The sequence below is a fragment of the Novosphingobium malaysiense genome, from assembly GCF_000802225.1.
Lineage (GTDB): Bacteria > Pseudomonadota > Alphaproteobacteria > Sphingomonadales > Sphingomonadaceae > Novosphingobium > Novosphingobium malaysiense.
Map to the genome: position 1 here is coordinate 380,477 of NZ_JTDI01000003.1, position 15,196 is coordinate 395,672.

The following is a 15,196-nucleotide window of genomic DNA, read 5'->3' on the forward strand; positions in this document are numbered from 1 at the left end:
CGATCTTCTCCCCTCCCGCGAGCGGGAGGGGAATTGGTTGACCAAGTCTCTACGTTCCCTGGGAGTTTTTTCCATGCCCCGCGCTGTAATCGGCCACGAGTTCGGCCCGCCCGAAAGCTACCTCCTCGAAGACTTCGACCCCGGCGCGCCCAAGGAAGGCGAAGTCCGTGTGGCGATCAAGGCGGCGGGCGTCTCCTACGTCGATGTGCTGACCGCCATGGGCAAGTACCAGTTCAAGCCGCCGCTTCCGTTCATTCCCGGCAGCGAGGCGGCGGGCGTCGTCGCGGCGGTGGGACCGGGCGTCACGCACCTTGCCGAGGGCGACCGCGTGTTCTGCGGGGGGCTGGGCGGGCTTTTCGCCGAAGCGAACAATTTCAAGGCCGGCAACATGGCCAAGGTGCCCGAGGCAATGAGCTTCGAGCAGGCCGCCGTCTTCTCGGTGAACTACCAGACGGCCTATTATGCCCTCGCCGACCGCGGAAGGGCGAAGCCGGGGGAAACGCTGCTGGTGCTGGGCGCTGCGGGCGGGACCGGATTTGCCGCCATCCAGGTCGGCAAGCATCTCGGCCTGCGTGTGATTGCCTCGGCGTCCAGCCAGGCCAAGCAGAAGGTCGCGCTCGATGGCGGTGCGGACGCCGTGGTCACGACCGGGGCGGAGGACTGGCGCGATCAGGTCACGGCGGCCAACGACGGCAAGCCGATCGATCTCGTGTTCGATCCGGTCGGCGGCGATGCGCTGGAACCGGCGTTCCGGTGCCTTGGCTATGACGGCAGGCATCTCGTGATCGGCTTTACCGGCGGTATTGCCTCACTCCGGACCAATCTCGCGCTGCTCAAGAGCGCCAGTCTCGTCGGCGTGCAGATGCGCGATCACGCGATCAAGCGCCCCGAAGAAGCCGAGGCGATGCGCCGCAAGGTCATGGAACTGGCGGGCGAGGGCATCTTCAGCCCCGCCATCGCCGAGCGCTTTGCTATCGAGGACTATGCAGCGGCCATGAACGCGGCGTTTTCGGGCAAGGCCGCGGGCCGCATCGTGCTGAAGATGGACTGAGCCAGCGGGCGGCGGCGCAAGGCCTCAGAAGGTCTTGCGCGTCTCCACGCGGAGCCGCGTCAGCCGGCTCGACTGGATGCGCCAGCCACAGTCCAGCCGCCGGTAGGTCTCGTGGTAGTGCCCGAACCCGTGAAGATAGGTGCTGCCGTCCGCCAGCGGATATTCCGCTGTTCGGTAGAGCCTGTCTTCCATCGCCCAGATCACGCGCGCCTCGTCGTCCGAAACGAAGTCGATGATCGGCATGTGCCCGTGATGCACCGAAACCTGATCGCCGGTCGAGGCGGAGACCCACTCGATGATCTTGTCGAGCGGTTCGACGACCATGTCGGCCTCTGGCACTTCGAGCCGGCCGTCCGGCGCCCAGACGCCGCTGCGCCACAGGTCCCAGTCGCGGTGATCGAGGCCGTAGAAGTACCGGGCCTTCGTCTGCTTGATCTCTTCGATCGCGAGGAGGCGTTCCACCTCGGTCATCAGTCGGTTGCTCTCAGCAGGACGATGCGCGGTATTGCTGCGGCGTCATCCCGGTCCAGCGCTTGAAGGCGCGGCCGAAACTGGTCTGCTCGCCATAGCCGAGACGGTCGGCTATTTCGTCGAGCGAAAGGCGCTTGTCGGCCAGGTGTGCCTTGGCCAGCGTTTCGCGCTGCTTTTCGACGAGCTCGGAGAACTTTGCGCCTTCGGCAGAGAGGCGCGACTGCAGCGTGCGCACCGACATGCCGGTTTTTTCCGCGCAGCGTTCGATCGAACACGTCCCGCGCGCCAGAGAGCCGCGGATGAAGCTGTCCACCTTGTCGATGATCGACTGGCTGTGCTCCGATTTCACCCGCTGCAGATAGGACCCGAGCAGCTTGAACAGCAGGCGATTGGCGCTCGGGACCGGTTGTTCCAGCGCGTGGACCGGAAAGGCGACCGAATTGCGCGAGGAGTGGCCCACCACGCGGCAGCCCAGGGTCTTTTCGATCTCGGGCAGGTCGCAGGAGCGCGTGTCGGCAGAGAGGCTGACCCAGTTCGGACGAAAACCAGGACCGCCGATGGCCTGCAGCAGCTTGGTATTGAGCATGGCCGCCTGGTAATTCGCCTGGTCGTTCACGCCGATGTCGGTGTTGACCAGCCAGGTCAGTTCGGCGGTTTCGCGGCCCTCGATCAGCACGACTTCGCAATCGGGCGCATGCACCACTGGCAGAAAATCGATCAGGCAGCGGATACCCGCGCGAACCGTGGGGGCGGAGCGGCACAGCGCGGTTACGCAGCCGAAGACTTCAGGGTCCTGAATCGTAGCGATATGCAGCCCGAAAAGCGGATCGTCGAAGGCCGTGCTGCAGTATTCGAAGGTATCGGCAAGCTGCTGCGGCGCGATCAGGCTTTCCGGATCGGTCAGCACGCGCGCTTCCATGCCGTAGCGTTCGACGATGCCGCGCGCATCGCGGCCATGATTGCGGGCGACCTGCGCGAGCCCGGCGAAGTTGGCGGCGCGGACCTGACCGCCGCCGGGGGCGACGTCGAGAGGTCCGTCGAGACTGAAAAAGCTGCTTTGGCCCATGGCTGTCCTCTCTGGCCGGGAAGTCGGACGGTCGTCTGCGCGTCCTGCCCACTGTGTGTCTTGCGGCATGCAATATCGAGAATGCCGCGCGAAATGCCAATACCCCCTTGCTTGCCTGTGGCAGCAGACGGGAAAGTACGAATGAGCCACACGAGCGGGAGAGAGCGCTGATGAAGACGATAGCTGATCACAAGAAGGTTGCGGAAGAACACGTCCTTTACGAAAAGGATCCGGCGACGAAGATCGCCACGATCACCTTCAACCGGCTGGACAAGCACAACACCGCCACGATCGGAATGCGTGCGCGTTTCGGCGAGCTGGTGTTCAAGGCCAATATCGATGATGAAGTGAAAGTGCTCGTCATCCGCGGTATGGGCGATAACCTGGGCAGCGGCGGTGATCTCAACGAGCACGGCGACCTCTATCTGAATCCGGGCCCGGACGACAATTTTCTCGTCGACCTGGAAATCGACGATCCCAGCGTGAAATATCCGCCGGCAGGCTCCTACCGCTACCTGCACGGACTCACCGACTATTACGCGAAGGCGCGCTCGGGCAACCGGCCGCTGCAGGAATTCAAGAAGATCTCGATCATCGAGGCAAAGGGTTACTGCTACGGCTGGCATTTCTACCAGTGCGCGGATGCCGACATGATCATCTCGTCCGACGATGCGCTCTTCGGGCACCCCGCGTTCCGCTATGCCGGCTGGGGGCCGCGCATGTGGCAGTGGCTGGAAACGATCGGCCTGCGCCGGTTTTCGGAAATGCTTTTCACCGGTCGCCCGTTCTCGGCCGACGAGATGTACAATTGCAACTTCGTCAATTCGGTGGTGCCGCGCGACAAGCTCGAGGCCGAAACGGCGAAGTACGCGCATGCCTGCTCGATCACGCGCCCGACCGACGTCGTGGTGGCCCAGAAGACCTTCATCGAGGCCTACAAGCAGCATCGCGGCGAATATATGGGCAGCCTGCTCACCGGCTGGCTCGAAGGCATGCTGCCGTTGATGACCGATGACGGCGACAACGACGTGAACCTGGGCAAGGGCGATACCTTCAAGCAGGGCATCGGTGCCGTCGTTAAGGGCCACGACGAAAACTATCCGCCGGAATGGCGTCTTTCCAAGAAAGGCCGCCAGGGCTGATCTGCGCAATCGGGGCGGCCTATCGACAATGCGTGCAATGCAGAAAATTTCGCGCGTGTTGTAGAGTAGGCCGCCCTGTTCGTGGTACTTATGGCATAGTTCAGACCGACCGGAGTCGGCGGCAAGTCCGGTGAGGGCGGAGAGGAAACTTCTGCCCCGCCAACGGGAGAGAACCATGGCTGAGACTTTGTTCTCATTCGACAAGCGCAACTACCGCGAGTGTCAGCAGATGTTCCGCGGTACGCGCGATCAGGAATACTATCGCGGCGACTTCTGGATCGAGGATGCCTCGAATGTAGATGTGCGCTCCGAACGCAAGACGGTCGGGGCGATCTCGATCATCAAGCAGCGGTCCGCGACGAACCTGTTCTTCCGCCGCACGCGGCAGCACATCCGTGAGGATGCCACCGATCTTTCGATCCTGTGGTTCGTCAAGCACGGCGAACTGACGTTTTCGAACCAGTGCGGAAGCAAGGTGGCCAAGCCGGGCGATTTCGTGATTACACGTTCGATGTCGCCGTTCTTCATCGAATGCCGCACCGACAACGACAATGTGCACGAGGTGCTGCACGTCACCGTGCCCACCCACATCCTGCGCTCCTTCATTCAGCACGATTTCAGCACCGGTCTGTTCATGCCCGTGGAACGGCCCGAACTGGCCATTGCCGAGAACATCCTCACCGACGTCTTCGACGATGACGGCGGCCTCGGCGAAGAGTCCGCGCGGCTGCTCACCGAGACGGCATTCGGCCTGATCGGCAATGCCGTTCGGGCGACCGAGGAACTGCAGCCGGCGCGCCAGTCGATCGCCGACCGCAGGCTGGAAGAGGTGCTGCGCTTCATCGAAGTGCATCTTTCCGACCCGCAGCTTTCGACCGCGATGGTGGCCAAGGGTTGCGGCATCAGCCCGCGCTACCTCTCGTTCCTGCTGCGCCTGCGGGAGACCTCGTTCTCCGAGCTGGTGTGGGAACAGCGGCTGGCCAAGGCCAAGGACTGGCTCGCCAACTCCGACCCGCGCGACATCTCGATCAGCGAGATCGCCTATGGTGTCGGCTTCAAGAGCCCGGCGCACTTCAGCCGCATGTTCAAGCGCGTCTTCGGCGCCAACCCCCGTGAATTCCGCGGCGAATGCACCGCGCGCGAGGAAGTGGCGATGCAGGTGGAAAAGACGGAGCGTTTTCCGGAATTTCCCGCGGCTGGGCAGCTTCTACAGTAGCTCCGCTTCCGGCGAGGCGATGAGTGCGTGCTGCTAGATAGTGCGCACTTGCATCGCGTCCGGCGATCGCGGATGTTGCACCCCGCATAATGAGGAGGATGCCATGCCGAAGATGAAGCTCGTTGCTCTGACCCGTCCGCTGCCCGGCCGCGAGGAAGAGTACCACGACTGGTACAACAATGTTCACCTTCCCGAACTGGTCAACAAGTTCGGCATGGCCGGAGCACAGCGCTACAAGCTTGTCGCCAAGCTGATGGGCAGCGACGAAAACGAGTTCATGGCGATCTACGACATCGAGGCCGACGACCCGATGGCGCTGCTCGGCGCGATGGGGCAGGCCGCGCAGGCCGGCGAAATGACCCAGAGCGATGCGCAGGACATGGGCACCTGCTATACCGCGCTGTTCACCGAAATGGGGGACCGGGTGGTGCCGGACTGAGGCCCGCTTCGGCTGGTTGACCAGACCCGCAAGGCCTGGACAAGAGCCCTCGGCAATCGGGGGCTTTTGCATTTTTCGCGCGCTCGCGACCGCTCAGAGCAAGTCCTCGATGAACTGCGAGACGAGCATTGCCTGGCTGCTCACGCCGGACTTTGCATAGACCTGGCTGAGCTGAGCGCGCACGGTTCCCGCGGCTGAACCGCGAAGGCGCGCGATTTCCTGCACGTTGCATCCCTTGAGAGCGAACAGGGCTACGTCGGCCTCGGCCGAAGACAGTTTCCATTGCGCGAAACGCGCCGCAATCACTTCGGAAAGGGCGCCCTTTGCACGCGCAAGCGCATCGCTGCTGCGCCGGTTGTGCTCGCGCAATTCGCCGATATGCCTGGCGCCCGTGACGACACCTGCGAGCAGGGCGAAGGCGACGAGGCATTCCATGACGGCTTCCAGGGTTATGCCATTCTGAAATTGTGCGAGGACGTCGTCGATCCCGTCGATCACGAAATAGACCGCGGCGAGACTCTGCAGAATCACGATGGTGACCGAGGTGCCCATCGCGGAATTGGCCGGGCGCCGGTTTTGCAGGGCTGGGGAAGTCATGCTCGCTGCTTAGCACAAGTGCGCAAGGGCAGGCATCTAAGCGTCTGCTTATGGCATTCGCGCGCCTTGGCGCCATGGCTTGGGGCAAGGCCGGACAAGGCCGCAATGTCCCGGAGACCTCTATGAACGATGCTGCCGAGCAGGCCCTGACAAAGGTGCCTGCAGTGACCTTGGGCTTCTGGATCATCAAGATCCTGGCCACGACCTTCGGAGAAACCGCCGGCGATACCGTCAGCATGTCGCTGGGGTGGGGCTATCTTGCAGGCTCGGGGCTGTTTGCCATGCTGCTAGCCCTGCTTGTCGCAGCGCAAATCGGCGTTCGCAGGTTCCATCCCTGGCTCTACTGGGTGACGATCATCGCATCGACCACCGTCGGAACGACAATGTCGGACTTCGCCACGCGTTCCATGGGGATCGGCTATCCCGGGGGCTCCGTAGTGCTTCTTGGCCTGGTGCTCGTCTCGTTGCTGATCTGGTGGCGTGACATGGGCTCGATCAACGTCTCGACAGTCCACCGCCCTCGCGTGGAGATCTACTACTGGTTGACCATCACCTTTTCGCAGACGCTTGGAACTGCCCTGGGCGACTGGATCGCCGACGGCAGCCTGGGGTACCTCGGCGCAGCGGTCGTCTTCGGCAGCCTGCTGGCGATCACAGCGCTGGCCTATTTCCGCAACTGGGCGAGCCACGTCGCCCTGTTCTGGATCGCGTTCATTCTTACGCGTCCGCTTGGTGCGGTGGTGGGCGACTTTCTCGACAAGCCGGTCGCGAATGGTGGCCTTGCCCTCGGCCGCGCGGCCGCCTCTGCGGTGCTCTTCCTGGCGATTGCGACATTGGTCCTGGCACTGCCCCAACGTGCGGGCAGGCGTCATTGAGTTGTGCCGGACCTCGTGTTCAACGCCCGGTGAACTTCGGCTTGCGCTTCTCTTTCAGGGCCTGGATGCCTTCCATGTGGTCGGCGCTGCGGACCGAGACGCTTTCATAGGCGATGCCCGCGTCCATCAGCGCGGTGGCGAGGCGCTTGAGCTCTAGGTTGGTCAGGATCTTGGTGGCGCGGATCGCAAGCATGGCGCCGTTCAGCAGCTTCTCGCAGAAGGCATCGACCTTGGCGTCGAGCTCCTCGAGAGGGACGCAGTGGTTGACGAGGCCGATCTCGGCGGCCTTCTGCGCGCTCAGCAGGTCTCCGGTGAGCAGGTATTCCTTGGCACGCGTCAGGCCGATGCGCTGGGCCCAGATCACCGCGCCGCCATCGCCCGCGACCAGACCGATGCCGACGTGCGGGTCACCGATCTTGGCGCCTTCGGCGGCGAAAATCACGTCGCACAGCAAGGCAATCGTGGCGCCCAGACCGACCGCATGTCCGTTCAGCCGGCATACCACCGGCTTGTCGATATCGAGCAGCGTCGTGACGATGCGCTTGGCGACGCGCGTTTCGTGATCGAACAGGTGCGGATTCTTTGCACTGTTTTCGATGTGGGCCAGATCGCCACCGGCGGAAAAGGCACGGCCGGCGCCTGTCAGCACGATCACGTCCGATCCCGGGTCGCACTGGGCGAACCACATCGCGTCGGCAAGGTCGTCATGGAGCTGCAGGTTTATCGCGTTGAGCGCGTCGGGTCGGTTCAGCGTGATGCGCAGCAGGCGGCCTTCGCGGGCCATCTCGATCGTGCTCAGGCTAGGCAGGGCGGGGGCGGTATCGGTCATCGCGGCGGGTCTCCCATGGATCGCTGCTGGTCATAGGCCAGGATCGGTACGAGGCCAGAGCAAATTGGCCTTGTCCTGCCAACCGTTCGCTCGGGCGAAACCCGCGGTCCATCGCCGTGGCGTTGCGAGCCTCACCTTGCCAAAGCATTCGCGCTCCTGTCTATTTTTGCCCGGACAGAGGCGCATCAGGCGCGAATAAGGCAGTGCGAGAGGGAGCAAGGGGTATGGCGCAATTCGACGAGACCTTCGATTGGGTGGTCGTGGGCAGCGGGGCCGGTTCGATGGCGTCCGCGCTGTTGATGCGTCAGGCCGGGAAATCCGTCCTGATTCTCGAAAAGGCGGATGTCGTGGGCGGCACCACCTGCAAATCCGGCGGCGTCATGTGGGTCCCGAACAACCGCTTCATTGCCGAGGACGGCGAGAGCGATTCCGTCGAAGCCGCGGTGACCTACCTCGACGCCCTGCAAAATCTCGATGGCAATCCTGCGCCGGGCTCGACACCGGAAAAGCGCCGTGCCTACGTAACCCAGGCTTCGAAGATGGTCGACTTCCTGATCGATCAGGGCATCGAACTGCAGCGCGGCCACCACAACTGGCCCGATTATTACGACGAGATGCCCGGCGGCTTCAAAACCACGCGGACCGTGGTCGCCAAGCCCTACAACATCAAGGAACTTGGACCGTGGCGCAAGAAGCTGCGGAAGGGCTTCATCGAGGTCAACGCGACACTGAGCGAAGGCATGCAACTGGGTCACATGCGCACCAATCCAGGTGCCAAGAAGATGCTCGCGAAAATTGCGCTGCGCACTATCGGCGACAAGCTGCGCGGCCGCCACTACACCACGGCGGGTGCCTGCCTGCAGGGCCGGCTGCTCAAGGCGGCGCTTGATGCCGGCGTCGACATCCGCACCGAGGCACCGGTGCGTGAGGTCCTTATCGACGATGCCGGCAAGGCCGTCGGAGTGGTCACGGAAACGGGCGGGAAGACCATCCGCATCGGCGCGAACCTGGGCATTCTCGTCAATGCCGGCGGCTTCGCGCATAACCAGGCCATGCGCGACAAGTACATACCGGGAAGCCAGTCCAAGTGGTCGCAGACGCCCAAGGAAGACACCGGGGACATGCACATCGAGCTGGAGCGCCTCGGCGGCGTGCTCGCCCAGATGGACCAGATGGTCGGCTTTCAGATGACCGAGGCGCCGGGTTGGGAAAAGGAATACGTCATGCCCGGCATGCAGAGCGTGACCGGCAAGCCACACGCCATTCTCGTCGACCAGTCGGGCGAGCGATACATGAATGAGGGTGGCTCCTACGAGCTCTATTGCGAGAACATGCTCAAGCGCAATCGCGAGGTGCCCGCCATCCCGAGCTGGGCGATCATGGACCAGCAATATGCCGAAAAGTACCAGGTCGCCGGCAAGTGGATCGACAAGAAGATTCCGAAGGCCTGGGAAGGCACCGGCTACCTGCACAAGGCCGACACCATCGAGGAACTGGCGCAGAGCATCGGCGTGCCAGCCGACAAGCTCAAGGCCACGGTCGAGCGCTGGAATACCTTCGCGCGGGCCGGCAAGGACGAGGACTTCCACCGCGGCGAACGCGAATACGACAAGTGCGGCTATGTCGGCGATCCGTACTCGGAAGCAAAGTCGATCGGCACCATCGAGAAGGCGCCGTTCTATTCGGTTTCCTGCGTCCCGGGTGACGTCAGCACCTATGGCGGTGTGGTGACCGACGAATACAGCCGTGTGCTACGGGCAGACGGCGCCCCGATCGAGGGGCTCTATGCCACCGGTGTCACCACGGCATCGCCGATGGGCAATGTCTATCCCGGCGCCGGTGCCAGCGTCGGGCCGTCGATGACGTTCGGCTGGATTGCGGCCAAGCACGCTGCCGGGCTCGACAACCAGGTCGGCTGAGTCGGGACCACTCATGGACTCAGAGGCTCTCGAGCGCGATGGCTGGCGGCCGTTGCCGGTCGTTCGATATTCTGCTGCGCTCGGTCCGACGTGGATGCGGGAAGGGATGGACGGCGTGGAGGTCGGTCTCCAGGCAGAGGAGCATCTGGCCAACGATAATCTGGGAATCGTTCACGGCGGAGCGATGATGACCTTTGCGGACATGGCATTGGGCTGCGGGGTCGGGCATGCCTTGCGCAAGGGCGAGCCGCTTGGCGATCCCGCGCATTCGCGCTTCGTTACGGCCCAGTTGCAGGTTCATTTCGTGTCGGCGGCCCAAGTGGGCGAGTTCATTTTATGCCGCCCCGAAGTCGTCCGGGCCACGTCCTCGATGGTATTCATGCGCGGTCTGATCGAGGCGGCAGGAAGAACAGTTGCATCCGTCGACGGCATCTTCAAGCTGCTGGGAACCAGCAAGGCCCGAGCCTAGAGAAGGTTGATACCCACCTTGCCGAAGAATGTGCCACTTTCCAGGTGGCGGTAGGCATCCTGAAGGCGGTCGAGATCGTACACGACGTCGACAACCGGCTTGATGCCGTGCGCGACAATGAAGTCGATCATTGCTTCATGCTGTTCGCGGTTGCCGACGCCGATCGGGGCGAGGTTGACGCCCTGTTCGCCCATGCGCGTCCAGCTGAAATCCGACCCGAGCATGCCGATGGCCGATAGCTGTCCACTTTCGCCGAGCAGCGAGACGTTGTCGTCGAACTGAACGGCCCCGACCGTGTCCACCACATTGGCCAGCGGCCTTTCGCCCAGTTCCTTGCGGATTTCGGCGGCCCAGTCCGGCGTGGTGCGGTAATTGATGCACAGGTCGGCGCCATAGGAGGCGGCACGCGCCAGCTTGGCATCCGAAGACGAGGTCATGGCGACTTTCGCGCCCATCGCCTTGGCAAGCTGCAGTGCGGCAATCGAGACGCCGCCGGTGCCGTGGGCGAGGATCCATTCGCCGGCTGCGGTGGGGCGAAACGCCGTGAGCGCGGACCATGCGGTGAGACCTGCGCAGGCGAGCGTTGCTCCTTCCAGGTCGCCCAGTTCGTCGGGCAGGGCGCACAGGCTTTCGGCATCGAACACCGCGTACTGGCGCGCAATGCCGTCTATCGGGCCGCCGAGCATGCGCGAATCCGGCGTGCTGCCGGTCAGCCAGAAGGGCGCGAAGAGCGGAACTACGCGATCTCCCGTGGCAACACGGGTGACGCCGTCGCCGATGCTGACGACTTCGGCTGCGCAGCAGGAGAGCGGCACGACCTCCGGCTCCTTGCCGAGACCGGGAATCAGGCCCTTGGCGACGATGATGTCGCGGAAGTTGAGTGTCGCGGCCTTGATGCGGATCAGCGCTTCGCCGGGGCCGGGCTCGGGGATCGCCGCCTCGCGGATCGCGATAGTCTCGATGCCCTTGCCGCTTGCGACAGTTGCCTGCTTCATCATCTGCTCTCTCCTGTTTCGCGCCCGACCCTAGACGAGGGCAGGTGCGCTTCGCAGCCCGAATCCGGCTCGCCCGTGCGATGGCTTTGCCTGCGGCTGCGCACGGAAGTGACTGAGCCCCCAAAGCCGGCGGCGGCGCATTTCGCCCCCGTCCGGGCGTTGCTAGGCCGTTGCGGTAGCTTGCGCCAGGAGCGCTCGGGGAGAGGAATTTTCGTCATGCATGCCGCCGGCAATGATCAGGCAAACCTTGCGGGGCCGCCGGCTTCGCTTGTCGCTGGACCGCCGATAGCCGAGGAGGCGGGGCAGGGCGCGCAGACCATTGCGGGCTATCTGCGCGAAGTGACGGAAAAGTACGGTCCGCGCGAAGCCGTGGTCCTGCGCAACCGCAGCCATCGCTTTTCATGGACCTACGACGACCTGTTCGAACGCTCGATGGAAGTGGCGCGCGCGCTGGCGGCGGCGGGCATCGGCAAGGGTTCGCGTGTCGGCATCCTGATGACCAATCGGCCGGAGTTTCTCTCCAGCCTGTTCGGCACGGCGCTGGCAGGCGGCGTGCCGGTGGCGCTCAGCACCTTCTCGACGCCGACCGAGATGGACCAGCTTCTCAAGGCCTCGGAGATCTCGCTGCTGCTGTTCGAGCAGCACGTGCTCAAGAAGGACTTCTTCGTGATGATCGACGGGCTCGAACCCGCGGTCGGCCACGGCAGGCCCGGGCACATGGTGTCCGAGCGCTATCCCTATCTGCGTCATCTGGTTTCGCTGCCGGGCATCCTCGGCGATGCCGATCCGCTGACCTCGCACGAGGACGGGGCCGTGGAGCGCTGGGAAACCTTCCTTGCGCGGGCGAAGCATGTTTCCGAAGCAGCCATTCTCGCGCGCGCCGATGGCGTGCACCCGGCGGAAACGGGCGGCATCTTCTTCTCCTCGGGCACGACCAGCCTGCCCAAGGGAATCGTCCACGCCCAGCGTGCCTTCGCGATCCAGTGGTGGCGCTGGCCGCGCATCTTCGCGATGACCGAACCCGTGCGCAGCTGGACCGGCAACGGCTTCTTCTGGTCGGGCAACATCTCGATGGTCGTCGGCACCGCCTTCTCGACCGGCGGTGCGGTGATCCTGCAGCGCTACTTCGATGCCGAGGAGGCGCTGTTCCTGATCGAGCAGGAGAAAGTCACCTTCACCAGCGGCCGCCCGCACCAATGGGCGCGCTTCCAGGCGGCCTCGAACTGGGAAAGCGCCGACCTTTCCAGCCTCAAGTACGTGACGCGCGGCGAGCAGATCTGGGAGCACCCGACCGTCGATACCGACTGGGACGTGCCGATGTCCTTCGGTACCACCGAGACGATGACCATCTGCACCTCGCGCGTCGCGGGCGTCGCCGACGAGGAATATGCCGGCTCGATGGGCGAAGTGCTGCCCGGCAACACGATCAAGATCGTCGATCCGCTGACCGGCGCCATCATGCCGCTCGGCGAAAAGGGCGAGATGTGCATCAAGGGGCCGACGCTGATGACCGGCTATCTCGGCAAGGCGCCCGAGGAATGCTTCGATGCGCAGGGCTTCTACTGCTCGGGCGACGGCGGCAGCATAGATGCGCAGGGCCGCTTCTACTGGGACGGTCGCCTGACCGACATGATCAAGACCGGCGGCGCCAATGTCGCGCCGATCGAGGTCGACGAGGTGGTCGGCCGCTATCCGGGCGTGAAGCGGGTTCAGACCGTCGGCATTCCCGACGATATGCTGGGCGAGATGGTGGTGACGGCGATCGTGCCCATCGACGGCGCCGATCTGGACGAAAAGGCCGTGATCGGCTTCTGCAAGGAGCAGATCGCCAGCTTCAAGGTCCCGCGCCGGGTGCTGTTTTTCACCGATGAAGAAATGGCCGTGACCGGCAGCGAGAAGGTGAAGCCCGCCGTGGTCAAGGACCTCGTGACGAAGCGGCTGGAGGCGTAGAGGCAAGCGCAAATATCGCCGGGCCGCTGACCTGACCCTTGCACTGGACTGGTCGGGGTTTAGTGGAATCCTTGTACAGCCACCCTGGCGACGGAGGTTATCGAGAGAGGCACCATGACAGAAACGACATCCAACCGCGCATCACCCGATGCTGCAACACAGCTCGATATCTATCGCCGGATGCTCCGTATCGAGCGCAACGACGACTTTACGCAGCAGCAGATCCGGCGCGGCCGCATCACTGCTCCGTACTATTCGGGGCGCGGGCAGGAGTGCATTCCCGCCGCGATTTCGAACCTGCTCGATGACGACGACAAGATTTGCACGATCTATCGCGGCATTCACGACATGGTCGCCAAGGACATGCCGCTGAAGCCGCTGTGGGCGGAAATCATGGGCAAGGTCGACGGGACCTGCAAGGGCAAGGGCGGCCCGATGCACCTTACCCACCCGGAAACCGGCGTGATGGTCACTACCGGCATTGTCGGCTCCTCCATGCCGATCGCCAACGGCTTTGGCTGGGCCTCGTTGCTGGACGGTACCAAGCAGGTGACGATCGCCTATTTCGGCGACGGCGCCAGCAACATCGGTGCATTCCACGAATCGCTCAACCTGGCGTCCGTATGGAAGCTGCCGGTGATCTTCGTGTGCGCGAACAACGGCTACGCCGAACACACGCGCTTCCAGGACGGCACGTCGGTCGACCAGATTTCGAAGCGCGCGATCGGTTACGGCATGCCCGGCTATACCGTGAATGGCAACGACCCGGTCGAGATGTGGCAATATGCCAATGAAGCGATCTCCCGCGCCCGCGCGGGTGAGGGGCCGACGCTGCTCGAATGCAAGACGTTCCGTTTCTGCGGCCACCTTCTCGGCGACGACAACAAGTACATGTCGCCGGGCGAACTCGACGCCGCAAAGGCCGACGACCCGCTGCCCAAGTACCGCCAGAAGCTGCTCGACGAGGGCATCGCCACCGAAGCGCAGCTCGAGGACATGAAGGCCGCCATCGAAGCCGAAGTACAGCAGGCAATCGATTTCGCTGTCGAAAGCGAATTCCCGCCCATGGACGAACTGCGCCGCGACGTCTTTGCCAAGGAGATCTCGGCATGAGCACCGATACCATCGAAATGAAGAAGACCAACGGCCAGCAGGCCATCAACGAGGCGCTGCACGAGGCATTCGAGGCCGATCCCAAGGTGATCCTGCTTGGCGAGGACTGTGGCGACAAGGAAGGCGGCGGTGTGACCGGCGTGTGCAAGGGGCTGTCGACCAAGTTCGGCGACTTGCGTGTGCGCTCCACTCCGATCGCGGAGCAGTCGATCATGGGCGCGGCGATTGGCGCGGCCATGGCCGGCTACAAGCCCGTCGCCGAAATCATGCTGATGAACTTCACGACCGTGTGCATGGACATGATCGTGAACCACGCGGCCAAGCTGCGTTTCATGTCGGGCGGCCAGAGCCAGGTTCCGCTTGTGATCCGCACGTTGACCGGCGCCGGCAACCAGACCGCCGGGCAGCACGCCGACTGCTACGAGGCGTGGTTCTGCCACACTGCCGGCATCAAGGTCGTGTTCCCGACGTTTCCGGGCGATGCCAAGGGATTGATGCTTTCGGCAATCCAGGATCCCGATCCGGTGATCTTCATCGAAACCGGCATGACCCTGTTCGCGCCGGGTGAAATGCCGGTAAACCAGGGCCCGATCCCGCTGGGCGTGGCCAACGTGGTCGTGCCGGGCAACGACATCACCATCGTCTCCTACGGCGCGCAGATGTATCGCGTGATGATGGCCATGGAAGAACTCGGCAAGGCCGGCATTTCCGCCGAAGTCATCGATCTGCGCACGATCTCGCCCTGGGACCGCGAAACGGTTCTGGCCTCGGCCGAGAAGACCGGCCGTCTGCTCGTCGTGCACGAGGCCGGTCGCAACTTCGGTCCCGGCGCCGAGATCGCCGCGACCGCCCAGGAAGAACTGTTCGGCAAGCTCAAGGCCCCGGTCGGTCGCCTCGGCGCGCCGTATTGTGCCGTGCCGTTCGCCAAGAAGCTCGAGGATTCCTACCTCGTGCAGCCGGCCGACGTGGTAGCCGAAGCCCAGCGCCTCACCGCGATGGGGTGAAGCTGACATTTCAGCACGAGGTCAACGAAAAGGCCCTCCCTCGCCGATGCGCGGGGGAGG

15 protein-coding genes are annotated in these 15,196 nt (G+C 63.7%); 10 read left to right on the plus strand and 5 right to left on the minus strand.

Annotated features, from left to right (window positions below; genetic code table 11):
* Positions 1–73: 73 nt before the first annotated feature.
* Positions 74–1,051 carry an NADPH:quinone oxidoreductase family protein gene (locus LK12_RS09745; protein ID WP_039282894.1) on the plus strand — a complete coding sequence of 326 codons (978 nt, stop codon included), beginning with the start codon at positions 74–76 and terminating at the stop codon, positions 1,049–1,051.
* Between the two features lie 24 nt (positions 1,052–1,075).
* On the opposite strand, the gene LK12_RS09750 is transcribed toward LK12_RS09745, so the two are convergent.
* Together LK12_RS09750 and LK12_RS09755 are read right to left on the minus strand one after the other, a co-directional pair.
* Positions 1,076–1,522 carry a nuclear transport factor 2 family protein gene (locus LK12_RS09750; protein ID WP_039282895.1) on the minus strand — a complete coding sequence of 149 codons (447 nt, stop codon included), beginning with the start codon at positions 1,520–1,522 and terminating at the stop codon, positions 1,076–1,078.
* 13 nt (positions 1,523–1,535) lie between these two features.
* Positions 1,536–2,588 carry an AraC family transcriptional regulator gene (locus LK12_RS09755; RefSeq protein WP_039282900.1) on the minus strand — a complete coding sequence of 351 codons (1,053 nt, stop codon included), beginning with the start codon at positions 2,586–2,588 and terminating at the stop codon, positions 1,536–1,538.
* 170 nt (positions 2,589–2,758) lie between these two features.
* Between LK12_RS09755 and LK12_RS09760 the strand changes: the two genes are divergently transcribed.
* From LK12_RS09760 to LK12_RS09770, 3 genes are all read left to right on the plus strand, one after another.
* Complete coding sequence (locus LK12_RS09760) at positions 2,759–3,730, plus strand: enoyl-CoA hydratase/isomerase family protein (RefSeq protein WP_039282902.1); 972 nt, start codon at positions 2,759–2,761, stop codon at positions 3,728–3,730.
* A gap of 175 nt (positions 3,731–3,905) precedes the next feature.
* Positions 3,906–4,946, plus strand: coding sequence for a helix-turn-helix domain-containing protein (locus LK12_RS09765; RefSeq protein WP_039282905.1), 1,041 nt, complete (start codon positions 3,906–3,908; stop codon positions 4,944–4,946).
* A gap of 103 nt (positions 4,947–5,049) precedes the next feature.
* Positions 5,050–5,385: a hypothetical protein gene (locus LK12_RS09770; protein WP_039282908.1), complete on the plus strand. Its 336-nt coding sequence runs from the start codon at positions 5,050–5,052 to the stop codon at positions 5,383–5,385.
* A gap of 93 nt (positions 5,386–5,478) precedes the next feature.
* Here LK12_RS09770 and LK12_RS09775 read toward each other — a convergent pair whose 3' ends face one another.
* Positions 5,479–5,982, minus strand: a complete 504-nt coding sequence (locus LK12_RS09775) for a helix-turn-helix transcriptional regulator (protein WP_231568312.1) — start codon at positions 5,980–5,982, stop codon at positions 5,479–5,481.
* Positions 5,983–6,104: 122 nt separating this feature from the next.
* Here LK12_RS09775 and LK12_RS09780 point away from each other — a divergent pair, with 122 nt between their 5' ends.
* Positions 6,105–6,857, plus strand: coding sequence for a COG4705 family protein (locus LK12_RS09780; protein ID WP_039285070.1), 753 nt, complete (start codon positions 6,105–6,107; stop codon positions 6,855–6,857).
* Positions 6,858–6,876: 19 nt separating this feature from the next.
* On the opposite strand, the gene LK12_RS09785 is transcribed toward LK12_RS09780, so the two are convergent.
* The gene (locus LK12_RS09785; RefSeq protein WP_039282910.1) at positions 6,877–7,686 is read right to left on the minus strand and encodes an enoyl-CoA hydratase/isomerase family protein; all 810 of its coding nucleotides are present in this window, start codon (positions 7,684–7,686) and stop codon (positions 6,877–6,879) included.
* 224 nt (positions 7,687–7,910) lie between these two features.
* Between LK12_RS09785 and LK12_RS09790 the strand changes: the two genes are divergently transcribed.
* Positions 7,911–9,605, plus strand: a complete 1,695-nt coding sequence (locus LK12_RS09790; protein WP_039282911.1) for an FAD-dependent oxidoreductase — start codon at positions 7,911–7,913, stop codon at positions 9,603–9,605.
* Between the two features lie 13 nt (positions 9,606–9,618).
* Positions 9,619–10,074, plus strand: a complete 456-nt coding sequence (locus LK12_RS09795; protein WP_082010449.1) for a PaaI family thioesterase — start codon at positions 9,619–9,621, stop codon at positions 10,072–10,074.
* Here the strand turns inward: LK12_RS09795 and LK12_RS09800 are convergent.
* Complete coding sequence (locus tag LK12_RS09800; protein WP_039285073.1) at positions 10,071–11,069, minus strand: zinc-dependent alcohol dehydrogenase family protein; 999 nt, start codon at positions 11,067–11,069, stop codon at positions 10,071–10,073. The genes LK12_RS09795 and LK12_RS09800 overlap by 4 nt on opposite strands.
* Before the next feature lie 216 nt (positions 11,070–11,285).
* Between LK12_RS09800 and LK12_RS09805 the strand changes: the two genes are divergently transcribed.
* From LK12_RS09805 to LK12_RS09815, 3 genes are all read left to right on the plus strand, one after another.
* On the plus strand, positions 11,286–13,019 hold the full coding sequence (locus LK12_RS09805; protein WP_052223301.1) for a class I adenylate-forming enzyme family protein: 1,734 nt from the start codon (positions 11,286–11,288) through the stop codon (positions 13,017–13,019).
* 114 nt (positions 13,020–13,133) lie between these two features.
* Positions 13,134–14,132, plus strand: a complete 999-nt coding sequence (locus LK12_RS09810; protein WP_039282921.1) for a thiamine pyrophosphate-dependent dehydrogenase E1 component subunit alpha — start codon at positions 13,134–13,136, stop codon at positions 14,130–14,132.
* On the plus strand, positions 14,129–15,136 hold the full coding sequence (locus LK12_RS09815; protein WP_052223302.1) for an alpha-ketoacid dehydrogenase subunit beta: 1,008 nt from the start codon (positions 14,129–14,131) through the stop codon (positions 15,134–15,136). The genes LK12_RS09810 and LK12_RS09815 overlap by 4 nt, the downstream gene beginning before the upstream one ends.
* Positions 15,137–15,196: the final 60 nt, after the last annotated feature.